The 25540-nt window shown below is 72.8% G+C and carries 26 protein-coding genes; 12 read left to right on the top strand and 14 right to left on the bottom strand.

What is annotated here, in order from left to right:
• The 11 genes from OG447_RS08375 to OG447_RS08425 all read right to left on the bottom strand — a co-directional run bounded on the left by OG447_RS08375 (nt 1) and on the right by OG447_RS08425 (nt 10332).
• Nucleotides 1-1218, bottom strand: coding sequence for a cytochrome P450 (locus OG447_RS08375; RefSeq protein WP_266935835.1), 1218 nt, complete (start codon nt 1216-1218; stop codon nt 1-3).
• Nucleotides 1219-1258: 40 nt separating this feature from the next.
• The gene (locus OG447_RS08380) at nt 1259-1918 is read right to left on the bottom strand and encodes a response regulator transcription factor (RefSeq protein WP_266935836.1); all 660 of its coding nucleotides are present in this window, start codon (nt 1916-1918) and stop codon (nt 1259-1261) included.
• Nucleotides 1915-3240, bottom strand: coding sequence for a sensor histidine kinase (locus OG447_RS08385; protein ID WP_266935837.1), 1326 nt, complete (start codon nt 3238-3240; stop codon nt 1915-1917). Before OG447_RS08385 ends, OG447_RS08380 begins: the two co-directional genes overlap by 4 nt.
• Before the next feature lie 89 nt (nt 3241-3329).
• Nucleotides 3330-4010 carry a response regulator transcription factor gene (locus tag OG447_RS08390; RefSeq protein WP_266935838.1) on the bottom strand — a complete coding sequence of 227 codons (681 nt, stop codon included), beginning with the start codon at nt 4008-4010 and terminating at the stop codon, nt 3330-3332.
• Nucleotides 4010-5326, bottom strand: a complete 1317-nt coding sequence (locus tag OG447_RS08395; protein WP_266935839.1) for a sensor histidine kinase — start codon at nt 5324-5326, stop codon at nt 4010-4012. The genes OG447_RS08390 and OG447_RS08395 overlap by 1 nt, the downstream gene beginning before the upstream one ends.
• 22 nt (nt 5327-5348) lie before the next feature.
• The gene (locus OG447_RS08400) at nt 5349-6578 is read right to left on the bottom strand and encodes an acyltransferase (RefSeq protein WP_266935840.1); all 1230 of its coding nucleotides are present in this window, start codon (nt 6576-6578) and stop codon (nt 5349-5351) included.
• On the bottom strand, nt 6571-7665 hold the full coding sequence (locus tag OG447_RS08405; RefSeq protein WP_266935841.1) for an alpha/beta hydrolase: 1095 nt from the start codon (nt 7663-7665) through the stop codon (nt 6571-6573). Before OG447_RS08405 ends, OG447_RS08400 begins: the two co-directional genes overlap by 8 nt.
• Before the next feature lie 171 nt (nt 7666-7836).
• Nucleotides 7837-8226 (bottom strand): nuclear transport factor 2 family protein, encoded by a 390-nt coding sequence (locus tag OG447_RS08410; RefSeq protein WP_266935842.1) that lies wholly within the window; start codon nt 8224-8226, stop codon nt 7837-7839.
• 80 nt (nt 8227-8306) lie between these two features.
• A complete protein-coding gene (locus OG447_RS08415; protein WP_266935843.1) occupies nt 8307-8930 on the bottom strand; it encodes a hypothetical protein in 624 nt (207 codons plus the stop codon).
• 231 nt (nt 8931-9161) lie between these two features.
• Nucleotides 9162-9695 (bottom strand): MarR family winged helix-turn-helix transcriptional regulator, encoded by a 534-nt coding sequence (locus OG447_RS08420; protein ID WP_266935844.1) that lies wholly within the window; start codon nt 9693-9695, stop codon nt 9162-9164.
• Entirely contained in the window at nt 9688-10332 is a 645-nt protein-coding gene (locus OG447_RS08425) for a type 1 glutamine amidotransferase family protein (RefSeq protein ID WP_266935845.1), read from the bottom strand. The genes OG447_RS08420 and OG447_RS08425 overlap by 8 nt, the downstream gene beginning before the upstream one ends.
• 267 nt (nt 10333-10599) lie before the next feature.
• Here OG447_RS08425 and OG447_RS08430 point away from each other — a divergent pair, with 267 nt between their 5' ends.
• From OG447_RS08430 to OG447_RS08440, 3 genes are all read left to right on the top strand, one after another.
• Nucleotides 10600-11973: an aspartate aminotransferase family protein gene (locus OG447_RS08430; RefSeq protein ID WP_266935846.1), complete on the top strand. Its 1374-nt coding sequence runs from the start codon at nt 10600-10602 to the stop codon at nt 11971-11973.
• Nucleotides 11974-12120: 147 nt separating this feature from the next.
• Nucleotides 12121-12786: a GntR family transcriptional regulator gene (locus OG447_RS08435; RefSeq protein WP_266935847.1), complete on the top strand. Its 666-nt coding sequence runs from the start codon at nt 12121-12123 to the stop codon at nt 12784-12786.
• Nucleotides 12787-12950: 164 nt separating this feature from the next.
• Nucleotides 12951-13601, top strand: coding sequence for a hypothetical protein (locus OG447_RS08440; protein WP_266935848.1), 651 nt, complete (start codon nt 12951-12953; stop codon nt 13599-13601).
• A gap of 302 nt (nt 13602-13903) precedes the next feature.
• Here the strand turns inward: OG447_RS08440 and OG447_RS08445 are convergent, their stop codons facing one another.
• Nucleotides 13904-14650 carry an SLATT domain-containing protein gene (locus OG447_RS08445; protein WP_266935849.1) on the bottom strand — a complete coding sequence of 249 codons (747 nt, stop codon included), beginning with the start codon at nt 14648-14650 and terminating at the stop codon, nt 13904-13906.
• 257 nt (nt 14651-14907) lie between these two features.
• On the opposite strand from OG447_RS08445, the gene OG447_RS08450 reads away from it, so the two are divergent.
• The 7 genes from OG447_RS08450 to OG447_RS08480 all read left to right on the top strand — a co-directional run bounded on the left by OG447_RS08450 (nt 14908) and on the right by OG447_RS08480 (nt 21030).
• On the top strand, nt 14908-15252 hold the full coding sequence (locus OG447_RS08450; protein WP_266935850.1) for a YbaB/EbfC family nucleoid-associated protein: 345 nt from the start codon (nt 14908-14910) through the stop codon (nt 15250-15252).
• A 56-nt stretch (nt 15253-15308) separates the two neighbouring features.
• Entirely contained in the window at nt 15309-15908 is a 600-nt protein-coding gene (recR, locus tag OG447_RS08455) for a recombination mediator RecR (RefSeq protein ID WP_266935851.1), read from the top strand.
• Nucleotides 15901-16548: a DUF5063 domain-containing protein gene (locus tag OG447_RS08460; RefSeq protein ID WP_266935852.1), complete on the top strand. Its 648-nt coding sequence runs from the start codon at nt 15901-15903 to the stop codon at nt 16546-16548. Before recR ends, OG447_RS08460 begins: the two co-directional genes overlap by 8 nt.
• Before the next feature lie 109 nt (nt 16549-16657).
• Nucleotides 16658-17932 carry an aspartate kinase gene (locus tag OG447_RS08465; RefSeq protein WP_266935853.1) on the top strand — a complete coding sequence of 425 codons (1275 nt, stop codon included), beginning with the start codon at nt 16658-16660 and terminating at the stop codon, nt 17930-17932.
• A complete protein-coding gene (locus OG447_RS08470) occupies nt 17929-19002 on the top strand; it encodes an aspartate-semialdehyde dehydrogenase (RefSeq protein WP_266935854.1) in 1074 nt (357 codons plus the stop codon). The genes OG447_RS08465 and OG447_RS08470 overlap by 4 nt, the downstream gene beginning before the upstream one ends.
• Before the next feature lie 169 nt (nt 19003-19171).
• Complete coding sequence (locus OG447_RS08475; protein ID WP_266935855.1) at nt 19172-19936, top strand: SigE family RNA polymerase sigma factor; 765 nt, start codon at nt 19172-19174, stop codon at nt 19934-19936.
• Complete coding sequence (locus OG447_RS08480) at nt 19933-21030, top strand: hypothetical protein (protein ID WP_266935856.1); 1098 nt, start codon at nt 19933-19935, stop codon at nt 21028-21030. The genes OG447_RS08475 and OG447_RS08480 overlap by 4 nt, the downstream gene beginning before the upstream one ends.
• Nucleotides 21031-21164: 134 nt before the next feature.
• Here OG447_RS08480 and OG447_RS08485 read toward each other — a convergent pair whose 3' ends face one another.
• Together OG447_RS08485 and OG447_RS08490 are read right to left on the bottom strand one after the other, a co-directional pair.
• The gene (locus OG447_RS08485; protein ID WP_266935857.1) at nt 21165-21968 is read right to left on the bottom strand and encodes an SURF1 family protein; all 804 of its coding nucleotides are present in this window, start codon (nt 21966-21968) and stop codon (nt 21165-21167) included.
• 43 nt (nt 21969-22011) lie between these two features.
• A complete protein-coding gene (locus OG447_RS08490) occupies nt 22012-23841 on the bottom strand; it encodes a prolyl oligopeptidase family serine peptidase (RefSeq protein WP_266935858.1) in 1830 nt (609 codons plus the stop codon).
• 101 nt (nt 23842-23942) lie between these two features.
• On the opposite strand from OG447_RS08490, the gene OG447_RS08495 reads away from it, so the two are divergent.
• The gene (locus OG447_RS08495; protein WP_266935859.1) at nt 23943-24110 is read left to right on the top strand and encodes a hypothetical protein; all 168 of its coding nucleotides are present in this window, start codon (nt 23943-23945) and stop codon (nt 24108-24110) included.
• Nucleotides 24111-24216: 106 nt separating this feature from the next.
• Nucleotides 24217-25539, top strand: a complete 1323-nt coding sequence (gene codA, locus OG447_RS08500) for a cytosine deaminase (protein WP_323181741.1) — start codon at nt 24217-24219, stop codon at nt 25537-25539.
• The last annotated feature ends 1 nt before the right edge of the window (nt 25540 follow it).

Below are 25540 nucleotides of genomic sequence, written 5' to 3' on the forward strand. Positions count from 1 at the left end.
CTAGAACTCCACCAGCAGCCGCTCCAGGCCCCGGATGACGTACCCCTCCCGCCACTGCGGCTCCTCGACGAGCCGCAGTGGCGGGAACCCGTCCGCCAGCAGCGCCCCGAAGGAGGCCTCCAGCTCCCGCCGGGCCAGCGGAGCCCCCAGGCAGTAGTGGATTCCGGCACCGAAGCTCAGGTGCGGATTGTCGGCCCGCAGGAGGTCCAGGGTGTCGGGGTCCGTGAAGCGTGCGGGGTCCCGGTTCGCGGACCCGAAGAGCAGCGCGACCTCCGCTCCGCGCGGGATGAGCGTGTCCCCGATCCGGATGTCGTCGAGCACCCAGCGCTCGAACATCTGCAGAGGTGTGTCGTACCGCATGAGTTCATCCACAGCTGTGGACAACTTTTCGGAACTCGGCGGTCCGGGGTGCGCGCGCAGGGCCGCGAGCTGCCCGGGATTACGGAACAAGGCCCACCAGCCGTTGACGGTGGTGTTGACGGTGGCCTCGTGCCCGGCGTTCAGCAGGAGCACGCAGGTGGAGATCATCTCCTGCTCGCTGAGCCTGCCCTCCTCATCGTGGGCGGCGATCAGCGCGGAGATCAGATCCTCCCCGGGGCGGGTGCGCCGTTCGGTGATCAGCCCGCGCAGGTAGGCGCTGAACTCGACGCTCGCCCGTACCGCGCGCCGCGCCGTCTCCTCGTCCGGCCGGAGCTCGAACATCCCGCAGATATCGGCCGACCAGGGCCGCAGCAGGCCCCGGTCCGCCTCCGGCACCCCCAGCAGCTCCGCGATCACGGCCACCGGCAGCGGCTCGGCGACGACGGTCAGCAGGTCCCCGCCGCCGTCCGCGAGCAGCTGCCCCGCCAACTGCCGGGCCAGCCGCTCCACGGCCGGTACGAGCCGTTCCACCGTCCGGGGCGTGAAGGCCTTCGCCACCAGCCGCCGCACCCGCGCGTGCGCGGGATCCTCCAGGTCCAACAGACCGTTGCCGTTGAGCACGTGGAAGGGCTCGTGCTCCACCGGCGGGGCCTCGCGCCCGAACTCCTCGTGCGAGAACCGGTGCAGATAGGTCCGCCCCAGCCGCCGGTCCCGCAGCAGTGCGCTCACATCGGCGTAGTGCGGGACGAGCCACTGCCCGGTGGCCTCCCACCACACGGCCCGCCCCCGCTCCCGCAACTCCCGGTACGCCGGATACGGATCGGCGACGAACGCGGCATCCCACGGATCAAAGCCCATCCCGGCACTGTAGGCCTTGTCCTCCGACCGGACCGGGGTTTCAGGCCGGGGTCACCAGGCGGGTCTCGTAGGCGAACACCGCCGCCTGCGTGCGGTCCCGCAGGCCCAGCTTGACCAGGATCCGGCTCACATGGGTCTTGATCGTGGACTCCGCGACGATCAGCCGGTCGGCTATCTCCGCATTGGACAGCCCCTGCGCGATCAGCACCAGCACCTCCGTCTCCCGCTCCGTCAACTCCCCCACCGCCGCCGGATCGGCCGGCTTCGGCGTCTCGGAGAGCTTGGAGAACTCCGCGATCAGCCGCTTGGTCACCGAGGGCGCCAGCAGCGCATCCCCGGCCGCCACCACCCGTACCCCGTCAGCGAGCTGACGGGCCGAAGCGTCCTTGAGCAGGAACCCGGAAGCCCCGGCCCGCAGCGCCTGGTACACGTACTCGTCGAGGTCGAAGGTCGTCAGGACCAGCACCTTCGCGTCCGTGTCGGCCGCCACGATCTCCCGTGTCGCCTCCAGCCCGTTCATCTCCGGCATCCGGATGTCCATCAGCACCACGTCCGGCCGCAGCGCCGCCACCTGGGCGATGGCCGCACGGCCGTCGACCGCCTCGCCCACCACCTCGATGCCGTCCATGGCGTTCAGCAGGACGGAGAAGCCCTCCCGGACCATCATCTGGTCGTCGACGATCAGCACTCTGATCGTCATGCCGACTCCTCTTCCAGCGCCCGCTCCGGACGGCTGGGCACCGGTATGAACACCGCCACCTCGTACCCTCCCGCCGCCGTCTCCCCGGCCGTCATCTCACCCTCCAGCATGGCCACCCGCTCCCGCATTCCGGTGATCCCGTGCCCGGCCCCCGGAGAGGGGCGCACGTCCCCGGTCGCCGCCTCGTTGACGACGCGTATGCCCAGGCCGCCGAGCACGTACGACACCTCCACGCCGGCCGAGGCGCCCGGCGCGTGCCGCAGCGTATTGCTCAGCGCCTCCTGGATGATCCGGTACGCCGACAGCTCCACGCCCTGCGGCAGCTCCCGCACCGCTCCGGTGATCGTCTTCTCCACCCGCAGCCCGGCCTCGCGCACATTGGCCAGCAGCCCGTCCAGCGAGGCCAGCGTCGGCTGCGGGGCATCCGGGGCCTCGTAGTCCGAGGAGCGCACCACGCCCAGCACCCGCCGCAGCTCGGTCAGGGCCGCCACCGCGTTCTCCCGGATGGTGACGAACGCGGCCTCCAGCTCCGGCGGCGGATTCTTCACCCGGTACGGGGCCGCCTCCGCCTGGATCGCGACCACCGACATGTGGTGCGCCACCACGTCGTGCAGCTCCCGCGCGATGGTGGTCCGCTCCTCCAGCAGCGTCCGCCTGTCCCGCTCCACAGCCGTGACCTCCAGCTGCGCCGAGACCTCCTGCCGCGCCTCCTTGCGCGTGTTGCGGACCGTGACCACCAGCAGGGTCACCGCCGACAGGAAGGCCATGGGGGCGAGCTCGACGTCTCGGCCGATCAGGACCGGCAGCACCGTCCCGGCCACCACGGTGATCAGCCACAGCCACCCGGCGACCCGGGGCCGGCTCCGCATCGCCACGATGGTCACGACGGAGAGATGGGCCACGAACGTGCTCGGAACCCAGGGCCAGTTCATGCCCGAGCTCTGGACCATGGCCAGCGGCAGCGTCACGCCCAGCATGACCCAGAACGCACCCACCGGCCGCACCAGGGTCATCAGCACGGGCGCCGCAGCCATCAGTGCCATCAGCAGGGACAGACCGTGGGGGGCGCCCTCGCTGATCGTCATGCCGAAGAACAGTGTCAGCAGGGCCAGCAGGACCACCGCGAAGTGCGGGTAGTACCCCGCCTGCGGCCGGGCCCCTCGGGGGAGCCACCGGGCTATCCACCCGGGCTCCCGGACCGGTGGCAGCGGCCGGTAGGCGAAGGCATCGGTGATCAGGTCGTCGCGGAGGTCCTGGAGGAAGCCCGAGGCGATGCGGAACTCGGGCGGCCGGGCTGTCCCCCCGGTGGTGGTCTCGGTCATAGACAGAACCGTAGGTCCGCCACCCCCTCACCCGCGTCGCCGCTGATGGGGATTTCCCGGGGTCCCCCTCAAGTACTACCCGGGTGGGATCAGTAGCCCGACGGGCGGATCAGACCCGTCTCGTACGCGAACACCGCCGCCTGCGTACGGTCCCGCAGCCCCAGCTTCACCAGGATCCGGCTCACATGGGTCTTCACCGTCTGCTCGGCCAGGACCAGGTGCTCCGAGATCTCCGCGTTCGACAGGCCCTGGGCGATCAGCGACAGCACCTCGGTCTCCCGCTCGGTCAACTCGTCGATCCGCGCACGCGAGGGCGCGCGCGGCGCGCCCATCCGCGAGAACTCCGTGATCAGCCGCTTGGTGATGTTCGGCGAGAGCAGCGCCTCCCCGGCCGCGACCACCCGCACGGCCTCCGCGAGCTGGTCGGCCGACGCGTCCTTGAGGAGGAAGCCGGAGGCTCCGGCGCGCAACGCCTCGTACACGTACTCGTCCAGGTCGAAGGTGGTCAGCACCAGCACCTTCACGGCCGCGCCCGGAGCGGCCGTGATCACGGACGTGGCCTCGATGCCGCCCATCCCCGGCATGCGGATGTCCATCAGGACCACGTCCGGATCCAGTTCGGCCACCTTCGCCACGGCGTCGGCCCCGTCCACGGCCTGGCCGACCACCTCTATGTCGGGCTGGGCGTTGAGCAGCACGGTGAAGCCCTGCCGGACCATCATCTGGTCGTCGGCGATCATGACTTTGATGGGGGTGGCGCTGGCGCTCATCAGTCCTTCTTCAGCTCGGTGGAGGTACCGCCGGCCGGCGCCGGCGGATCCATGGGGAGTACGGCGCTCACCTCGTACCCGCCGTCGGGACACGGGCCGGCGGCCAGCTCGCCCCCCAGCATGCCCGCTCGCTCCCGCATCCCCAGCAGCCCGTGCCCGGCGCCCTGCGAGGGTGCGGCCGGGCGGGTCGGCGCGGTGTTGGCGATGCACAGGTGCAGGTCCCGCGGCCCGTAGGCGAGACCGACCTCCACCTTGGAACCGGGCGCATGGCGCAGGCAGTTGCTCAGCGCCTCCTGGACGATCCGGTACGCGGTCAGCTCCACGCCCGGGGTCAGCGGCCGACGGATGCCGGCAATGGCGGTGGTGACCTCCAGCCCGGCCCCCCGCACGTTGTCCACGAGGCCGTCCAGCTCGGCGAGGGTGGGCTGGGGATGCTGCGGGGCCGCGGGATCGTCCGGCTGCTCGGAGCGCAACACGCCCAGCACCCGGCGCAGTTCCGTCAGGGCCTCCAGCGCGTTGGCCCGGATGCCCGCCAGGTTCTCCATCAGCTCCTGCGACGGGTTCTCCACCAGGTGCGGGGCGACCTGCGCCTGGATGGAGATGACCGACATGTGATGGGCGACCACGTCGTGGAGTTCGCGGGCGATCCGGCTGCGCTCCTCCAGCAGGGTGCGCCGGGCCCGCTCCTCCTCGGTGAGGGTCTCCTGCTCGACGAGTTTGCCGCGGGCCAGGCGGGTGGCCCGCAGGGCGTAGCCGAGGATTCCCACGAACCCGAAGAGGATGGCCACGCCCGCGATGATCGTCTGGCTCTGCGGCGGTCTGAGGACGACCTCGGCCACTCCGGAGAGGACGAGCGTGATCCCGATGACCCAGACGGTGACCCGGGGCGGCACCCGCAGGGCGACCATCAGGATCAGGAGCGCGAACGTGAACGGCCCGGCGGGCGTCCAGGGCCAGGACTGTCCCTGGCCGACGTGGTCGTGGATGGCCCAGGCGATGAGAGCCGCGGTGACGAGGCCGAGCCACCAGGCGGCGATCGGCCGGAACATGCTGAGCAGGACGGACGCGGACGACAGCAGCGACAGCCCCACCACGGCGCCGCCTTGGACCCCGTAGTGGTCGTTCAGCTGCATCCCCGTCAGGACACCGCAGGGAATGGCCGCGTAGCCGAGGACCACGTGCGGCAGCCAGGCCAGCCAGCGCGGCCGGGACATCTTCGGGAGGGGATCCCGCTTCAGGGTGAACAGCTCCCGGGCCAGGCCGCGCGGCGGGACGGTGCGGTGCTCGCCGGCGGGCGGCTGGGTCTGCTGGTTCACGTCGTCCAGGCTAAGGCCGGCCCTAGACATGGGTGATCTCCTTGGCAGCGGTGGCCGTCCGGGGGCGGGGGACGGCGGCCGTAGCGGTGTCGGGGGCCGTGTTGGGGGCCGTGGTGGGGCCGGGCTTCGGACGGCGGGAGGCCTGTTCGTACGTACGGAACGCGGCCCAGCAGACCACGAGCGCGGCGGCGAACACCGGCAGCCACAGGAGCCGGGCGGCGATCCAGGCCGCGGAGTCGGGCACGGTGTGCAGCCCGGGCAGATCGGCCGGGGCGAGGAGCCCGAGGGCGGTGACGGCCATCATCGCGGTCTGGTGCCAGAGGAAGACCGTCATCGCGGACAGGTTCACCAGCGCCACCTTCGCCCAGGCCGTCGGCCGTCGCATGGCCCGGGCCAGCGGCTCGCGCAGCGCCAGCGCCAGCCCGCACTGGGCCAGGCCGAAGGCCGCCGCGGCGAGCGTCGGCGGGTTCAGGTTCGACACCGGGGCCCCGGGGACACCCACCATGGAGGCCGGGTACCCGCCCCAGAGGACCAGCGCGGCGGTGGCGACGGCGCCCGCGCCGAGCAGCAGGAGGGCAGGTCCGCGCCGGGCGAAGGCCCCGCGCGACCAGGCGGCGCCCAGGGTGAAGGGGACGAGCCAGCCGGCGGCCACATTGACCCAGCCGATCCACTCGGGCCCGCCGAGGGCGAAGCGCCACACGTCGACGCCCGCGACCACGGCCAGCGGCCACAGCGGGTTGAGGCGGCTCACGAGCGGGGTCGCGGCGGTGAGCGCGGCGAAGACGAGGAGGAACCACAGCGGGGAGAGCACCAGCTTGACCAGCGTCTGGACGGTGTTCAGCTCCGCTCCGCCGATCAGCATCCCGCCCGCCACGACCGTCCACAGGGTGAGGACGGCGGCGACCGGACGGAACAGCCGGCCCAGCCGCTGACCGACCCAGGTGCCGTACGGGACCCCTCGGGCCCGCGCCGAGGCGTACCCGCCGGCGGCGACATGGCCGCCCACGAGGAAGAACACGGCCAGGGTCTGGAACACCCAGGACACCGGTGCCAGCCAGGGCAGGTGCGCCAGCGGGCTGGTGCCGCTCAGGCCGCCGTCGGCGGTGGTCAGGGCGGTGACCAGCCAGTGGCCGAGCACCACGCCGAGTATCGCGAAGGCCCGCAGGGCGTCCACGGACCGGTCCCGGCCGTCCGGGGTGGCCGAGTCGATGCGGTCCGCGAGGGCGGACCAGCGGGCGCGGAGCTCAGGCACGGGGGGCCTCCGGGTCGCTCGTGGTGCCGAGGACGATGGCGGCCAGGCTGTCGAGGGACTCGGTGCCGGGCTTGAGGTAGTCGCTGTGCCCGGCGGTGCCGGCGGCGAAGGCCCGGGCTCCGAAGGCGGGGTCGACGGGGTCGGCGCCCAGGCCGATGCCGCCGAGCCGGACGTGCGGGACCTCGGCTATCCAGTCGCCGCTGCCCCGCCCGGCCCAGACGCGGGCGCCGGTCGGCAGCTCGGCGGCGGAGCCGGATGCCGTGCCCGGGCTGCCGTAGAAGACCATGTCGCCGACCGTGGAGCCGGTCGCGGTCCGGGCGCAGACCACGGAGCCGTAGGAGTGGCAGAGGAGGGAGAGGCGGGCGCCCGGCCCCGCCCGGTCCTTCAACCGGTCCAGGAAGGGCCCCAGTTCGGCGGCGGCCTGCTCCGCGCGGGCGGCGGTCAGGACGGTCGTGCTGATCGTGCCGGGGGTGTCGTACCCGAGCCAGGCGACCACGGCGGAACGCGCGTGCTCGGCCTGGAGGCGCTGCTGGAGGGCGACGGCCCCGGCACGGAACCGCTGGTAGGTGTCCAGGGTGGTGTCGGAGCCGGGCACCAGGACGGTGACCCGGTCGGCGTTCTCCAGGTCGCCGAACACCTCGACGGCCCGGCCCTTCCCGTGTCCGTCGAAGGTGAGGAACTGCGCCGTGCCGGCCGCCTCCATGGCGCGGAGCCTGTCGGCGCGGCCGGTGCGTCCGGCGGCCTCGGCCATCCGGGCCGCCTCGGCGAGAGCGGCGCGGTTGGCGGCGTACCGCGTGGGGGCGTCGGCGCCCTCGGCGAACGTCGTGGCCGCGGGGGCGGGGACGTTGGGGGAGGCGGCGGCGGACACGGGGAGGGCGACGGCCGCGGCGACGGCGGAGGCCAGCAGGGTGCGACGCAGGCGGCCGCTGCCGGAGCCGGCCCGCCGCCGACGGGACCCCCGGGCCCCGGTGGTCCCCGTCGTAGCCGTCGTCCCCGTCGTAGCCGACGTGGTCGGCGCCGTCCGCGCCGTGCCCGCCGTGTCCGTCGTCCCCGCCGTTCCTGCCGTGCCCGTCGTCCCCGTCGTCATGGCTCTTCCCTCGGTCGCCGGAAGAGCCGTCAGCGCTCTTCTCTGCCTCCGAAGTTAGAAATCAAGGTCCGTGGTCGGCGTCACGCTGGGGAGCTGTGTTCCCGAGTAGCTCTCAGGTATGACAGGGGATACGTGAGAGGGCCTGCGCCAGGGGAACAGAGCGGCAGGGGTTCAGTCGGCCAGCAGGGATTCGACGTAGCCCGCCCGCCAGCGGGGTGCCGGGTCCTGGCCGGGGCTGGTCCAGTACTCCCTCGCCGAGACGACCTCCCCGTTCCGCACCGTCCACAGCGAGACCGCCCGGTAGAGGACGTGGTCCTGGGGCATCTCCACCTCGGTGACGACGAGGTCCCCGTCCGCCAGGATGCGCAGGAGCTCCACGGATCTCTCGTCCGAGTAGCCGTCGTCGCTGTTCACGGCGATGAAGTTGGCGCGTCCCACGATGCGTTCACCGCTCACCGGCCATTCGATGACGGCGTCCTCGGCGATCAGCCGGGCCACGCCGTCCCAGTCGCGTGCCTCGATCCGCTCCCACAGTTGTGCCACTACCTTCAACGGCTCCATGTGCGGCAGTGTCCGACGGGCTCTTCGTGCGTAACAAGCTTTGCCTTCAGGCTTATTGACTTCGACACAAACGGCTCGGGTCACTCTTTGCGATAGGTGAGCGGGTCGCCGGGAGCGCCTGCCAGCTCCCGTCGGAGGGTGCCGTCGGGCAGCAGGCGCAGCCGGCTCCAGTTGCCGGGACTGCAGGTCGGCGGGGCGCCGGAGGTGACGGTGGAGGCGTCGAGTTCCACCGGTTCGGGGGCGCTGCGGAGCGGCGCCTTCCAGGCGCAGGCGAGGGCCGGACTCTGGACGCTGAGGGTCATCACCGGCTCGCCGACCACGCCGTGGGTGAGGGTGAGCTGCCAGGTCTGGGTGCCGGTGGTGGCCCGCCAGGTGCCGAGGTAGGCCTCGGGGAGCGCGGCGGGCGGTGGGGGCGGGGCCGGGGTTCCGTTGGGGCCGGCGGTGCTGGAGGTGCCGGTGCCCGGTGCCGTGCCGGAGGGCGGGGCGTGACCGCCGCCGGGCGGGGCGGGGTGCGCCGAGCCGTTCATCACCGCGTACACCGAGCCGCCCGCCGCGACGGCGACGACCACGGCCACCGCGAGGAGGAAGACGGTGGACGCGGTCCGGGAGTGTTCCGCACGCCGGCCCGTGCCGCCGACGCCGAGCCGGGACAGCAGGCGGTTCGGGCCGGTGCGGTGTGGATCCTGTGGGTGCAGTTGTTCCATGCCGGGCGGTCCTCCCCTGTGGGGGCGACAGCCCCCGGGGGAAGACGGATCCGAACCCCGAGTGGTTGCTCCGGTACTGCCGGGGCACCGCCCCGACCGGGCCTCGGCCCGGGCCGTCCCAGCCCGCCGGCCTCGCCCCGCGGTGGCCGGCCCGGCGCCGGCCCGGCGTCGGCCACCCAGGCCGTTCCGGCCGGCCCGGCGCGCTCAGGCGAGCCCCGCCCCGCCCCACCCCTAGGGCGTCGGCAGGGTGTCCAGGGCTCGGGCCAGGCGTTCCAGGACGCGGACCGTCTCGGCCAGGCCGTCGTCGCCCAGGTCCGCCGCGAGGCGGGTGGCCAGGGATGCGTGGCCCGGGCCGATGCGGGCCACCGCCGCGCGGCCGGCTTCCGTCGGGCGCAGCAGTTTCGCGCGGCGGTGCGCCGGGTTCGGGGCGTACTCCGCCAGACCCTTGGCGGCCAGCAGGTCCGCGACGCGCTGCACGCTCTGCCGGGTGATGCCCATGGCCCTGGCGATGCCCGCCACCGGCAGCGGCTCCCGCAGCACCGCGCCCAGGACCTGCCACGAGGCGGCCGTCAGCCCGGCCGGGCGGGCCAGCTCCTCCGAGACGGAGAGGAACTGGCCGTTCAGCCGGAACACCCCGAGCGCGGTGCGGCTCAGCAGGTCCTGCCGGGCGCGTACGGACAGCCCCGGTGCCGCAGGCCCGGCCCCTGCCCCCGCCGCCCCCGGCTCGGCCCCTGCCTCCGCATCCCGCGGCCGCGGCTCAGGCATCGCCCGACTCCGCCGCCGCCATCAGGAGCGGGTACGCGCTCGCGTCCGAGTCGTGGAACAGCCGGTACCACGCGTCCAGCACGTCCGGCTTGTAGACGTCGAGCCGCGCGAAGACCTCGCGGGCGAAGGCCACCGGTTCCGTCGGCCCCGCCGTAATCAGGTCGCCGTCCGTCACCGCGTCGGCCTCGACGTAGTGCTCGGCGCCCGCGTACCCCGGCTGGTGCGCGAGGTACATGGAGGCTGCGCTGGTGTGGGCCCGGCCGTCCAGCAGGCCCGCCCGGGCCAGCCCGGCGGTGGCCCCGCAGATCGCCGCGACCGGGACCCCGGCGGCAAGGAACTCGCGGGCCTTCGCCGCGAAGGGGGCGAGGTCCTCGCCGGTGTCCCAGAGCGAGGCGCCGGTGAGGATCAGCAGCGAGGAGTCCTCGGGCCGCAGGTCGGCCAGGGCCAGGTCGGGCTGGATCCGCACGCCGCCCATGGTGGTGACGGGATGCTCCGCGGTGGGGCCGACCGTACGGACGAGGTGGCCGCGCTGGGCCAGGTGCGCCGTGGTGTGGCCGGTCTCCCAGTCCGCGTACGTGTCGTAGACCGCGAGGTGGACGGGCTTGCTCGGGGTGTCGTGCCGCAGGGTCTCGCTCATGGTGCTCGCCTCCGTGGTCGGATCCGACGTGCAGTGCCTTATGACAAGAGACTGTCATGACGACAGCTTCCTGTCAATCATCTTGCGGCAGCCCGCAGAGGCGGGCCGGGGACAGGCCACGAGGACAGGCCGCGAGGACAGGCCGCGAGGACGGGCCGCGAGGACGGGCTGCGAGGACGGTCGCAAGACAGACTGCCGAGACCGGCCCCCCAGCCGCAGACAGTCCGCCGATATCCCGCCCCACCTGCGCACTTCTAGCGTGGCGGCATGACCCCTCATGTCCCCCCGCACGCCGACCCGCTCGCCGGTGCCGCAGTCAAGGCCGCCGACCGAAAGCACGTCTTCCACTCCTGGTCCGCCCAGGCCCTGATCGACCCGCTCGCCATCGCCGGGGCCGAGGGGTCGTACTTCTGGGACTACGAAGGCAAGCGCTTCCTCGACTTCTCCTCCCAGCTGGTGAACACCAACATCGGCCACCAGCACCCCAAGGTCGTCGCCGCGATCCAGGAGCAGGCCGCCCGGCTCTGCACCCTCGCGCCCGGGTTCGCCGTCGACGTCCGCTCCGAGGCCGCACGCCTCATCGCCGAGCGGACCCCGGGCGACCTGGACAAGGTCTTCTTCACCAACGGCGGCGCCGAGGCCGTCGAGAACGCCGTCCGCATGGCCCGGCTGCACACCGGCCGGCAGAAGGTTCTGTCCACCTACCGCTCGTACCACGGGGCCACCGCCGCGGCCATCAACCTGACCGGCGACCCGCGCCGCTGGCCCTCCGACACGGCCGCCGCCGGTGTCGTCCACTTCTGGGGCCCGTACCTCTACCGGTCCGCCTTCCACGCCACCACCGAGGCCGAGGAGTGCGCCCGCGCCCTCACCCACCTCGCCGACACCATCGCCTTCGAGGGTCCCCAGACGATCGCCGCGATCATCCTGGAGAGCGTGCCCGGCACCGCCGGGATCATGACCCCGCCGCCCGGCTACCTCGCGGGCGTGCGCGAGCTCTGCGACCGTCACGGCATCGTCTTCATCCTCGACGAGGTCATGTCGGGCTTCGGCCGCACCGGCAAGTGGTTCGCCGCCGACCACTGGGGGGTCACCCCCGACCTGATCACCTTCGCCAAGGGCGTCAACAGCGGATACGTGCCGCTCGGCGGCGTCGCGATCTCGGGCGCCGTCGCCGAGACCTTCGCCACGCGCCCCTACCCCGGCGGACTGACGTACTCCGGCCACCCCCTGGCCTGCGCCGCCGCCGTCGCCACGATCAACACCATGGAGGCGGAGGGCGTCGTCGAGCACGCCGCCCACCTCGGGGAGAACGTCATCGGCTCGGCGCTCGCCGAGATCGCCGAGCGCCACCCCTCCGTCGGGGAGGTCCGCGGCCTCGGCGCCTTCTGGGCGCTGGAGCTCGTACGGGACAAGGAGACGCGGGAGCCGCTCGTCCCGTACAACGCCTCCGGCACCGACAACACGCCGATGGCCGAATTTGCGGCCGCCTGCAAGGCGTCCGGCCTGTGGCCCTTCGTCAACATGAACCGCACGCACGTCGTCCCCCCGTGCAACATCACGGAGGCGGAGGCCAAGGAGGGCCTGGCCCTCCTGGACGAGGCGCTGACGGTCGCCGACCGGCACACCACGGCCGGCTAGCGGGCGGCAGCCGGAAGGCGAGCGGTGGTGGCTGGTTCACGTCCACATAACGGGCATTAAATCCGCATATCGGCCACCAACCGTTCGGTTTCGGCCTTGCGGCCTGGCCTAAGGTGTCCGGAGTCCTACGACAGGAGACCGACCCCTATGCCAGGCAGCGGAGCTGTCACCCGCAACACACTTCGCCAGCAGATCGCGGACGCGCTGCGTGACGAGGTGCTCGCGGGACGTCTGCCTCCGGGTACCGAGTTCACGGTCAAGCAGATCGCCGAGCAGTACGAGGTCTCCGCGACCCCCGTACGCGAAGCCCTCGTGGACCTCTCCGCCCAGGGGCTGCTCGAGCTGGTCCAGCACCGGGGCTTCCGGGTGCGGGTCTACTCCGTGGACGACTTCCGGGGCATGGTCGAGGCCCGCTCGCTGGTCGTGGACGGCATCTTCCGGCGGCTGGCCGAGCGCGGCACCGCGCCCGGGGCCGGCGAGATGCTGGTGTCGGTGCGCCGCCGCGCCGAGGAGGCGCGGCGGGCCGCGCACAGCGGTTCGCTGGAGGTGCTGATCGGCTACGACCTGCGCTTCTGGCGGGAGCTGAGCGGGCTGGTCGGCAACACCTACATCTCCGAGTTCCTGCACCGCATCCGGGTGCAGTGCTGGGTCTTCGCCGTCCCGCACCTCCAGCGCGAGCCGCAGCTGCGGGCCGCCCTGTGGGACCGGCACAGCGAGCTGGTGGACGCCGTGACCCTGGCGGACGCCGACGAGGTACGACGCCTCGTGCAGGACTACAACCAGCACGGGCTGGACTGGGCCGCCGAGCTCTAGGGCGTCACCTGGGTCCTGCCCGCGTGCCGCCGGGTTCAGGGCGCGACCTGGGTCTTGCCCGCGTGGGCGGAGTCCCGCGCGACCGGGTTCTGCGCACCCCTTCGCGGAGCGTGTCCGGCGCACTACGCTGGCCCGATCGGCGGCAACGACTGATCGGAGGCCGCGTGGCCTGTGACCTGTGGCTGGTCCCCCTTGTCGATGTGCTGTGCCACAGCCCCGACAACCCCTTCGCGGAAGAGATCGCCTCGTACGACAAGGCGCTGGGCGAGGCCGGGCTGCCGTCCGTGCCCGTGTTCGCGTACATGCCGGGCCTGAGCGGGGACGTGGCCCCGGTCGCCGGCTTCGACTACGACGCCCTGCATTTCCTGAGGCGGGCGTACCTGCTCCAGATCTGCGGGCTGCCGGTGACCCCGGTGGACGAGCTGGGCGGGGACTACGAGCAGCTGCTGGAGATGTTCGAGCCCACGGCCCAGCAGTCGCACCTGGTGTGGCACTACGACCACGCCGGGGCGTACGTACCGGTGGACTTCGCGGCTCCGCTGGCGAACGAGGAGCTGTTGGCCGGGGGCGGTCCGCTGGGGTCCGCGCAGGGGCTGCTGCGGGAGCTGGCGTTCGTGGCCCCCGCCATCGGGATAGACCCGGGGAATCCGCCCGCGGCGCCGGCGCCGCCTGGCCGACCGACCTCGCTGGAGGAGTCCGCGGGGCCGATCCCGTACGACGACAGCCCCTTTGCGCGGGAGCGGCACGTCTGGCTGGGGCTGCACGCGGCGGCTACGCGGAGTCTTGGGCAGGGCTCGATGATCATCTTTAGCTGACCGGGTTTTTTTGGGGGCGGGGGGGCGGGGGTTCCGGGGGCGGTGCGTGCGGCTGGGCCTGTGGCTGTGCCTGCGCCTTTGCCTGTGCTGGGTGCGGGGCCGGTGGGTGGGTGCGGGTGGGGGTGCCGCTGCGCGGAGCTGGTCCCCGCCCCGCCCTTCCTCCGTTCCCCGGGGCTCCGCCCCGGGCCCCGCGCCTCAAACGCCGGCGAGGCTGATAGGTCCCCAGGCCCCGCGCCTCAAGCGCCGGTGGGGCTGGAAGGGGGCCCTCGCGGTGGGGCTGGGGAGAGTCCCTGGACTCGGGTTCAGCGGGGCTGTTCCGGGGGGCGTTGGCGGGGCATGTTCGGGCGGGTGCCGGGGGGGAGGGGGAAGCGGGCCGGGGGGACGTACGCGTCCGAGCGGGCCCCGGAGGCGCCCAGGGACTGCATCACCAGCGGCGCGGGCCCGGCGCGGAATTCCACCATCCAGTCCGCTGTCTCCGAGCGCACCAGCTCGGTGATGTCCTCCGAGAAGCGCCGCAGCACGGTCAGGCAGCGCTCGGCGGCCTCGCTCGCCGTGCCCTCGGTGGGCCCGAGGACCTCGCGGACGTTCTCCGAGGCCCAGTCGAACTGCAACGTCTGGAGCCGCCGCTGCACCGCCTGCGCGGTCGCCACGTTCCGCATCCACCCGGACGTCAGGCCGAAGAACCGGTCGCAGCCCAGCGCGGCGGCGCCGAACAGGAGCGCGAGGTACCCGTACGCCGACGCGCCCGGCACCGAGCCCGTCAGCTCCAGCAGCGGCAGCGCGGACCCCGTGACAGCGCCCACGGCCGCGCAGGCCCGCAGCACGCGGGCGCCCAGGCGCTTGCGCGCCCGGTCGGACAGATACCACTCTGCGGTGCGCAGCGCATCGGCCTCGACCCGGCGGTAGAGCTCGTCGAGCCGCTCGGCAGGCTCACCCCAGTCCCCGAGGGGGAACGGCCGTCCGGTCAGGTCGCCCGCCGCCATCGGCCCGTCGCCCTCCTCCCGGGGATCCCGGGGTGGCCCCTCGGGCTGCATCTCCGGCTGGCTCACCCGGCACTCCCTCTGCCTGCGCTGACGTGTGGTGGTGCGCGTGTGCGCAATGGTGCGCATGCTCTTCCTACCTTCGATTGACGTGCGGTGGACGACGAATCCCCGGTTTTCCGCCCGCAAGGAGGTCTCCAGCAGGTACGCGTACGTCCCGTCTCTCACTCGAAAGAGTTGGTCCTCTCGGCGTAGGGCGCGGCGCCCGGGGAGCACGTAGGCTCGGATTGACCAAGAGCTTTCCGAAGGTATGGAGTGAGTGCCCTGTGATTCCCGGTGGTGGCCAGCCCAACATGCAGCAGCTGCTCCAGCAGGCCCAGAAAATGCAGCAGGACCTCGCCGAGGCCCAGGAGGAGCTCGCGCAGGCCGAGGTCGACGGCCAGGCCGGCGGCGGCCTGGTCAAGGCGACCGTGACCGGCTCCGGTGAACTGCGCGCCCTGGTGATCGACCCGAAGGCCGTGGACCCGGAGGACACCGAGACCCTCGCCGACCTGGTGGTCGCGGCGGTGCAGGCCGCCAACGAGAACGCCCAGGCGCTCCAGCAGCAGAAGCTCGGCCCCCTGGCCCAGGGGCTGGGCGGCGGCACCGGGATTCCCGGCCTCCCCTTCTAGCCCCAGCTTGACCCGACCCGACCCGACCCGACCCGAAGACGAAAGAAGGCAGTCCGTTGTACGAAGGCGTGGTCCAGGACCTGATCGACGAACTGGGCAGGCTGCCCGGCGTCGGGCCCAAGAGCGCGCAGCGGATCGCCTTCCACATCCTGCAGGCCGAGCCCACCGACGTCCGCCGCCTCGCGCACGCGCTGCTTGAGGTGAAGGACAAGGTCCGGTTCTGCGCGGTGTGCGGGAACGTGGCGCAGGAGGAGCGGTGCAACATCTGCCGCGATCCGCGCCGCGACCTGTCGGTCATTTGTGTCGTCGAGGAGTCGAAGGACGTCGTCGCGATCGAGCGGACCCGTGAGTTCCGGGGCCGCTACCACGTCCTCGGCGGCGCGATCAGCCCGATCGAGGGCGTCGGCCCGGACGATCTGCGCATCCGTGAGCTGCTGGCGCGCCTGGCGGACGGTACGGTCACCGAGCTGATCCTGGCGACCGACCCGAACCTGGAGGGCGAGGCGACCGCCACCTACCTCGCCCGCATGATCAAGCCCATGGGCCTGAAGGTCACCCGCCTGGCCAGCGGGCTCCCCGTCGGGGGAGATCTGGAGTACGCGGACGAGGTCACGCTCGGGCGGGCCTTTGAAGGAAGGCGACTTCTCGATGTCTGACGCAACGCTGCACGCACTGGGCCAGGACCCGGACGACTTCGCCGCCTCGATCGCGGACCAGATCGAGTCGTTCATCGTCGCGGTCACCGAGGTGGCCAAGGGCGAGGACCCGGACAGCGCGGTGCCGTTCCTCCTGCTGGAGGTCTCCCAGCTGCTGCTGGCGGGCGGCCGGCTGGGGGCGTACCAGGACGTCCTGCCCGACGAGCGCTACGAGCCCGACCTCGGTCCGGAGCCAGACGTGGACGACCTGCGCGAGCGGTTCGCGATCATGCTGGAGCCGGTCGACGTCTACTCCGAGGTCTTCGACCCGTACGAGCCGCGCAAGACCCCCGTCGCGCACCGGATCTCCGACGACCTGGCCGACGTCGTGGCCGACCTGCGGCACGGGCTCATCCACCACCAGGCGGGCCGGGTGACGGAGGCGCTGTGGTGGTGGCAGTTCTCGTACTTCACCAACTGGGGCCCGACCGCCTCGGCGACCCTGCGCGCCCTCCAGTCGCTGATCGCCCACGTCCGCCTGGACCAGCCGCTCGCCGCCCTGGACGGACTGGACACGGACGAGGACCTGGCGGAGGACGATCTCGCCGAACAGGCCGGCAAGGTGATGGCCGAGGAACTGGGTGGTCTGGGCCGTCCGTGAGGGAACATATGCTTTGATCTTTTCGTCTCATGATGTGGTACGAAGCGGTCGGATCCCGGCCGCTCGTTAGACTGCACCAGCAATGAGACGGACTGAGCGAGGAGCGCACGTGGGCCTTGTCGTGCAGAAGTACGGAGGCTCCTCCGTAGCCGATGCCGAAGGCATCAAGCGCGTCGCCAAGAGGATCGTGGATGCCAAGAAGAACGGCCACCAGGTGGTCGTCGTGGTATCCGCGATGGGCGACACGACGGACGAGCTGATCGATCTCGCCGAGCAGGTTTCTCCCATGCCTGCCGGACGCGAATTCGACATGCTGCTGACCGCCGGAGAGCGGATCTCCATGGCCCTGCTGGCCATGGCGATCAAAAACCTGGGCCACGAGGCCCAGTCGTTCACCGGCAGCCAGGCGGGCGTGATCACCGACTCGGTCCACAACAAAGCGCGCATCATCGATGTCACGCCGGGCCGCATCCGCACTGCGCTGGACGAGGGCAACATCGCCATCGTCGCCGGCTTCCAGGGCGTGTCCGCGGACTCGAAGGACATCACCACCCTCGGCCGCGGCGGCTCGGACACGACCGCCGTCGCCCTCGCCGCGGCGCTCGACGCCGAGGTCTGCGAGATCTACACCGACGTCGACGGCGTCTTCACCGCGGACCCCCGCGTCGTGAAGAAGGCGAAGAAGATCGACTGGATCTCCTCCGAGGACATGCTGGAGCTCGCCGCCTCCGGTTCCAAGGTGCTCCTGCACCGCTGTGTCGAGTACGCACGCCGATACAACATCCCGATCCACGTCCGGTCGTCCTTCTCGGGACTGCGGGGCACCTGGGTCAGCAACGAGAATCCGCAAGGGGACGAGCAGGTGGAGCACGCCATCATCTCCGGAGTCGCTCACGACGTCTCCGAAGCCAAGATCACGGTCGTCGGCGTCCCGGACAAGCCGGGTGAGGCCGCGGCGATCTTCCGCGCCATCGCGGACGCCGAGATCAACATCGACATGATCGTGCAGAACGTCTCGGCGGCCTCCACGGGCCTCACCGACATCTCCTTCACGCTCCCCAAGGCCGAGGGCCACAAGGCCATCGACGCCCTGGAGAAGGCGAAGGGCCAGATCGGCTTCGAGTCCCTGCGCTACGACGACCAGATCGGCAAGATCTCCCTGGTCGGCGCGGGCATGAAGACGAACCCGGGCGTTACCGCCTCGTTCTTCCAGGCCCTGTCCGACGCGGGCGTCAACATCGAGCTGATCTCCACCTCCGAGATCCGCATCTCCGTCGTGACCCGCCAGGACGATGTCAACGAGGCCGTCCGCGCCGTGCACACGGCCTTCGGCCTCGACTCCGACAGTGACGAGGCCGTCGTCTACGGAGGCACCGGACGATGACCGCGCACCGGTCCCCCGGCCCGGCGCTCGCCGTGGTCGGGGCGACCGGAGCTGTCGGCTCCGTCCTGCTCCAGATCCTGTCCCAGCGGGCTGACGTCTGGGGCGACATACGCCTGATCGCCTCCTCGCGGTCGGCCGGCCGCGTGCTGACCGTCCGCGCGCGGGAGACCGAGGTGCTCGCCCTCTCCGAGGACGCCTTCGAGGGCCTCGGGGCGGGCGACGTGGCGCTCTTCCTGACCCCCGCCGAGGTGTCGGCCCGGTGGGCCCCCGTCGTCACCGCGCGCGGCGCGGTCGTCGTGGACCAGTCCGCCGCCTTCCGCGAGGACCCCGAGGTGCCGCTGGTGGTGCCCGAGGTCAACGGGCACGCCGTACGGGTCCGGCCGCGCGGGATCGTCGCGGGCCCCGACTGCGTGACGGCCGCGATGATCACCGCCCTGGGCGCGCTGCACGCCGAGTTCTCCCTGGCCGAGCTGGTCGTCTCCACGTACCAGGCCGCGAGCGCCGCCGGACGGGCCGGTTCCGCGTCCCTGCGCCGCCAGCTGTCCGTGGTCGCCGGGACCTCCCTCGGGGAGCAGCCCGGGGACGTGCGCCGCGCCGTGGGCGAGGACACCGGCCCCTTCGCGGCCCCGCTGGCCCTCAACGTGGTGCCCTGGTCCGGTGAGCTGCGCGCGGACGGCTGGTCCTCGCACGAGCTGGCCGTACGGGCGCAGACGCGCCGGATCCTCCAGCTGGAGCGGCTCCCGGTGGCGGTGACCTGCGTCCAGGTGCCGGTGGTGAACGGGCACTCGCTGACCGTGCGGGCCCGGTTCGAGCGCGAGGTGGACGCTGTCCAGGCCCGGGAGGTGCTGGAGGCCGCGCCCGGCGTGGTGCTCGCGGACGACCCGGCTGCGGGGGAGTTCCCGACTCCGGCGGACGCCGCCGGGACGGATCCGGCCTGGGTGGGGCGGGTGCGGGCCTCGCTCGACGACCCGTGCTCGCTGGAGTTCTTCGCGTGCGCCGACAACCTCCGCACGGGCGCGGCGCTGAACGCCACACGCATCGCGGAACTGGTCGCGGGTGAATTTGCGTAAACCGCTTTGTAGGATCGGTGCTGATCCCTTGATCAAGGTGATGGCCCGGATGCCGTCTCGATGGACGGGGCACTCGGGAAGAGCGGGCACGCATGAGGGCGTTGGGGATTTTGCTGGTGAGGCAGCCTCGCGCGTACAACCCTGACGGGGGTACGCGCGTCCTACAGGCGTGGCAGAGGCACTCCTCGATATCGCCGTCGTACCGGCACGCACCGGGATCGTTCCCCCGCGCCGGGGTTCCCGTACGCCCGGTGGCGGTTTCCCGGTGATCGTTCCCGTCCCGCCCGCCGGGCACTCCGAGGTGCCCCTACGGGCCTCCGTACCGCCCCGCGGCGGCCGCGTGCCCACGCCGCGCGACAGCGCGGACCCCGGCGCGGACGCCAGGGCCGAAGGCGCCGCGGGCAGCGTCGGGAGCACGGCCGAGGCGGCCGTCGTGGCCGGCACCACCGTCGACCACCTCACCGAGACCTACCAGGCGCACTACCGCTCGCTCCTGGGACTGGCCGCACTGCTCCTCGACGACACCGCCTCCTGCGAGGACGTGGTCCAGGAGGCCTTCATCCGCGTCCACTCGGCGCGCAGCCGGGTCCGCGACCGCGACAAGACGCTGGCCTACCTGCGCCAGACCGTGGTCAACCTGTCCCGGTCCGCGCTGCGCCGCCGCATCCTCGGGCTCAAGCTGCTCTCGAAGCCGATGCCGGACATGGCGAGCGCCGAGGAGGGCGCGTACGACCAGCTGGAGCGCGACGACCTGATCAAGGCCATGCGCGGGCTCCAGCGCCGCCAGCGCGAGGTGCTGGTGCTGCGCTACTTCGCAGACATGACGGAGGCCCAGGTCGCCGAGACGCTCGGCATATCGATCGGCTCGGTCAAGGCGTACGGATCGCGGGGCATTGCCGCGCTGCGGGTGGCGATGGAGGCTGCGCAGTCATGATGGACGACCTGATGGACGGCCGCACCCCGCCGGGCGGGACGAGCGAGGAACAGGCGCTGCGGGGCCTGCTGCGCGGAGCCGTCGGGGGCCTGGAGCCCTCCGGGGACGCGCTGGAGCGGCTGCGGTGCGCGGTCCCGGCGCGCCGGACCCTCAAGCGGCAGGTCCTCGTCGGCGCGGCGACGGTCGTGCTGCTGGCCGGGGCCGCGGTCCCGGCGGCCCTGCACGCCGCGGGCGGCGCCGGCGAGAGCAACGAGCACCCTGCCATGGCGGGCCACGGAGAGCAGCACGGCGCCGAGGCGGGCGCCACCCGGTCCGGGCCGCACCCGGACGGATCCGGGGCCCAGCCGAGGGCCAGCAGGTCCGCCGGCGGCGCCCCGGACGCGGGCGGCACCACCGGGCAGCCGACGCCCACGGTCAGCGGCTCCCCCTCCGGAGGCCTGAGCGCGGGCCCGTCGGGGACCGGCACGTCGACCGGTCCGGCCGCGGGCACCGGCCCGATGCCGCCGGTGGTGGCCCCGGGGGTGCCCGGGTGCGGCGCCGATCAGCTGGGGGTGGTGGGCGCGGCCCGCGCTCCGGAGGCCGACGGCAAGGTGTACGGGAGTTTCAAGGTCACCAACGTCTCGGCGCAGGGCTGTACCGTCACCGGCCCGGACACGGTGCGCGCGGCGCCCCTGGACGGTGCCCCGTCCACGCAGGGCGCCGGGGTCGCGGTGGTCGGCCACACGGCGGGCGATCCGGCGAGCGGGCTGCTGCCCGACCCGTCGGTGGAGGCGCGGGTGCTGACGCTGGAGCCGAACACGGCGTACGAGGTCCGCTTCGCGTGGGTGCCGCCGGCGGAGCCCTGCCCGGCGCAGAGCGCGGGCGGGGGCGGGACGCCGCCGCAGGGCGAGTCCGCGGGCACCTCGGCGGGTGCGGCGGACGGGACGGCGGCCACGGAGCCGCAGGCGGCGGGGACGACCCCGGAGCCGGCCGGTGTCGCGGTGTCCCACACACCTCAGACGGGGTCTCCGACCACCCAGGCCACGATTCCCGAGGCCTGCGGCGGGACGGTGTACCGCACGGGGGCGATCCCGGTGGACGAGGCGAAGCCGTAGCGCTCCGCTCCGGTGGTGGTCGGGGCCCGCGGCCGGCTTCCTGGGGCTCCGCCCCAGACCCCGCGCCTCAAACTCCCCCTAGCTACCGCTGGGAGGTGCCCCCTGGCGAGGCTGAATTGGCCCGGTAAGGGGGTTCAGGTGCGGGGGGCGGTGGCCTCGGCCGGCTCGGCCGACGCAGGCGTGTCCGCCGGGAGCAGGCCCGACTCCGCGTCGCGGATCATCTCGACCTCGCGCCGGTAGAGCCGGAACCACATGAAGAGCACGAAGGCGACGAAGACGAACCATTCGCCGGTGTAGCCGAGGTTCTGGAAGGCCTTCAGGTCGAGCCCGGTGTTGACCGGTGCCTGCGCCGGCACCGGAACCATTCCGTCCGCCGGGGTCTGCACCGTCAGCCAGGCGTCGTACAGCTCGTACGGGACGAGGTTGACCAGGGAGGCCGCCCCGATCACGCCGAGCTGTCCGGCCGGCAGGCCGCCTTCCGCGTGCACGCCCTTGGTCCCGGAGTTCTCCGCGGCCTGGAGGGCCCCGGTGACCTCGACCCGCCCGGTCGGCGGGGCGGGCGCCCTGGCCGCGTCCGCGGTTCCCGGCAGCCAGCCCCGGACCACCGGGACGGCCTTGCCGGAGTCGGTCCTCAGCAGGGTCAGGACGTAGAAGCCGGACGCGCCGTCCAGCCGCCGCTCGGGGACCAGCAGCTGGTCCCCGTACTCCCCGGCGGTGGAAGCCAGCCGTCCGGAGGTCGTCTTGTCCACCGGGAGGAGCGAGTCCAGCGGGGCGGGAGCCTCGGCGGACGGCCGCTCGGCGGTCGCCTCCCGGTGGCTGTCCACGCGGTCCTCGAAACGGCCGAGCTGCCAGGACCCCATGAACAGGCAGAAGGGAACGGCGAGCGCGACGAAGACGTTGATCCCCCACCAGCGCGGGGTCAGGAGAAACCGGTGCACCCCACCACGGTACGGGGGGTGCACCGGCGGGTGTCCCGCAGGGTCAGTCGGAGAGCCGCGCGGGCAGGTGCTTGAGCGTGAACTCCAGGTCCATCCGGACCTGCTTGATCCGCTCCTCCACCACCAGCGAGCCGTGCCCGGCGTCGTACCGGTACACCTCGTGCACCGCGCCGCGCGCCGCCAGCCGGTCCACGTAGTTGTCGATCTGCCGGATCGGGCAGCGCGGGTCGTTGACGCCCGCCGCGATGTGCACGGGGGCTGTCACCGCGTCCACGTACGTCAGCGGCGAGGACGCCTCGAAGCGGTCCGGGACCTCCTCCGGGGTGCCGCCGAAGAGGGTGCGGTCCAGCGCCTTCAGGGCCTCCATCTCGTCGTGGTAGGCGGTCACGTAGTCCGCGACCGGTACGGCGGCCAGGCCCACGGCCCAGGCGTCCGGCTGCGTCCCGAGGCCCAGCAGCGTCAGGTAACCGCCCCACGAGCCGCCCGACAGGACCAGCCGCGCCGGGTCCGCGAGGCCGGAGCCGACCGCCCATTCCCGGACCGCCGCGATGTCCTCCAGCTCGATCAGGCCGACCCGGTGCTTGAGGGCGTCCGTCCAGGCCCGGCCGTAGCCGGTCGAGCCGCGGTAGTTGACCCGGACGACCGCGAAGCCGTGGTCCAGCCAGGTCGCGGGGTCCGCCGCGAAGGCGTCGCTGTCGTGCCAGGTGGGCCCGCCGTGGATCTCGAAGACCGTCGGGAAGGGGCCGTCGCCGTGTCCCTCGGGCCGCTGCGCGAGCGCGTGGATCCGCCCGCCGGGGCCCTCCACCCACACGTCCTGCACCGGCACCGAGCCGGGCGCGCGGAAACCGGGCGGGTCCAGCACGGTCCCGCCCGCGGTGGACCGTACCGAGGCGGGCTCCGAGGCCGAGGACCACTGGTACTCCACCGTCCCGTCGGGCCGCGCCGTCGCCCCCGAGACCGTCCCGGGCGGCGTGTCCACCCGTACGAGTTCCCGCGCGGCCAGGTCGTAGCGCCACAGCTCGCTGCGCGCCTCGAAGCCGTGCACGATCAGCAGCGCGGAGCCGTCGGGATACCACTCGGCGCTGACGTCGCCCGGCAGGTCGACGGCCAGGTCCTGCTGGGCGCCGGTGGCCACGTCCCACACCATCGGCTCCCAGCGGCCGCGGCGCTGGTGGCCGACCAGCAGCCGGGTGTCACCCGCGACGGGCGCGAAGCCGAGGACCTCTAGGCCCAGCTCCTCGGCGCCGCCCCGGGTGTCGTCCAGCTCGGCGACGGGGGCGCCGTCGAGGGTGAGCACGCGCAGCGCCGAGTGCATCGCGTCCCCGTGCTCGGTGTGCTCGACGGCGACGAGCGTCCCGTCGCGCGACAGGTCGCCGACGCCCGCCGACTCCCGGTGCCGGTAGATCACGGTGGGCGCCGAGCCGTCCGCCCGCACCACGTGCACGGTCGAGCCGTCCTCGTCGGTGGAGCGGCCCACGACCGCCGTCCCGTCCCTGCCGATGGCCAGCCCGGCGGGGTACGAGGGCTCCAGCCCGGGGGTGGCCGGCTCGTCGGGCCCGCCCGCGAAGGGCTGGCGCACCCAGGTGCCGAACTCGTCACCGTCGGTGTCGGAGAACCACCAGATCCACTCCCCGTCGGGGGAGAGGGTGCCGTCGGTGGTGCCGTTGGGGCGGTCGGTGGCCTGCCGCTGGCTGCCGGTGGCGCGGTCCCAGGCGTAGATCTCGTAGGTGCCGGTCGCGTTGGAGACGAAGAGCGAACGGTCCGGGGCGTCCTCGGCCCACTCGGGCAGCCCGACGCGCGGTGCCCGGTACCGCTTCTCCCACTGGGGCATCTCGGGGGTGTCGCCGGTGGTCACATCGCTGTCGCTGGTCATGCCTCCCATTCTTAGCGGACGGGCCGCCGGGATGCCGATTGCTCCGAACGGGCGCACAGTGGAACGCGTACGTCCGCCCCGTGCTCCCAGAAGGAGTGGTCATGGCCAAGAAGGCTCGTACCGGTCACCACCGCCACCAGGATTCCGAGCGTGCGATGGTGAAGAACACGGCGGCCGAGGCGCGTGCCAAGGCCGCGGTCAGGGACGTGCAGTCGGTCGCCGCGAAGACGCGAGGCATGCAGCAGAAGGCTCAGGCCAAGCGCGGCTGACCGCTGAGTCACAGCACCGGTCACCGGCCCGGGGCTTCCTGGAAGCCGCGGGCCGAGTGCGCGGTCGGCACGGGCCGATCGGCAGGACGCGGCCTACGCTGGGCCCATGCGGATGATCGTCCGGGGCGCCCGGCTGCCGACCGACCAGAATCCCGCCGTCGACGCGCACGGCCTGTCCGACGTCGAGGTCGGTGAGGACGGCCGCATCGCGCGGGTCCTCCCGCACGACGACCAGAAGGAACCACCGGCCACCGGCACCCTCATCGAGGCGCACGGCTGCCTGCTCACGCCCCCCTTCGTCGAGCCGCACATCCACCTCGACACCGCCCTGACCGCCGGTGAACCGCGGCCGAACGCCTCCGGCACGCTCTGGGAGGGCATCGCCTGCTGGAGCGAGCGCAAGCGGACCCTGACCCGCGAGGACGTGATCGCACGCGCCACCGAGGTGCTGCGCTGGCAGGCGGCGCAGGGCGTGCTGCACGTCCGTACCCACTGCGACATCACCGACCCCTCCCTCACCGCGCTCGACGCACTGCTCGAAGTGCGCGACAGGGTCCGGGAGTTCATGACCCTCCAGATCGTGGCCTTCCCGCAGGAGGGCATCGTCTCCTTCCCGGACGGTCAGGCCCTGCTGCGCGAGGCGCTCGTGCGCGGAGCCGACGTCGTCGGGGCCATCCCGCACTTCGAGGACACCCGCGAGGACGGGGTCGCCTCGCTGGGCATCGCCTTCGCCCTGGCCGAGGAGTACGGGCTGTGCGTGGACGCCCACTGCGACGAGATCGACGACGAGCAGTCCCGCTTCGTGGAGGTGCTGGCCGCGCTGGCGCTGCGCTCGGGCCTGCGCGGCCGGGCCACCGCCTCCCATACGACGGCCATGGGCTCCTACAACGGCGCGTACAGCTTCAAACTCCAGCGGCTGCTGGCCCGTTCCGGCATCAACCTGGTGTCCAACCCCTTCGCCAACCTCAACCTCCAGGGCCGCTTCGACGCCTACCCCAAGCGGCGCGGCCTGACCCAGGTCAAGGAAATGCTGGCGGCAGGCGTCAACGTGGCCTTCGGCCACGACGACGTGATGGACCCCTGGAACGCGCTGGGGACCGGCAACCCGCTCCAGACCGCCCTCGTCGGGCTGTACGCCGCGCAGCTCACCGGCGCCGACGACATCCCCACCGCCTTCTCGATGGTGACGGACCGTGCCGCCCGCGTCCTCGGCCTGGACGCGGACCGGTACGGCATCACCGAGGGCGCCCCCGCCTCCTTCGTGCTCCTGCCCGCCCCGTCGCCCGAGGAGGCGCTCCGCCGCCAGGTCCGCCCCCGGTACGTGGTCTCGCACGGCAGCGTCCTCGCCCGCACCCCGGACGCCCCGACCGTCCTCAACTGGCCCGGGGAGCCCCCGTCGGAGGTCGACTTCACCCCGCGCCTACGCTGAC

The organism is Streptomyces sp. NBC_01408 (assembly GCF_026340255.1).
Taxonomy (GTDB): Bacteria; Actinomycetota; Actinomycetes; order Streptomycetales; family Streptomycetaceae; genus Streptomyces.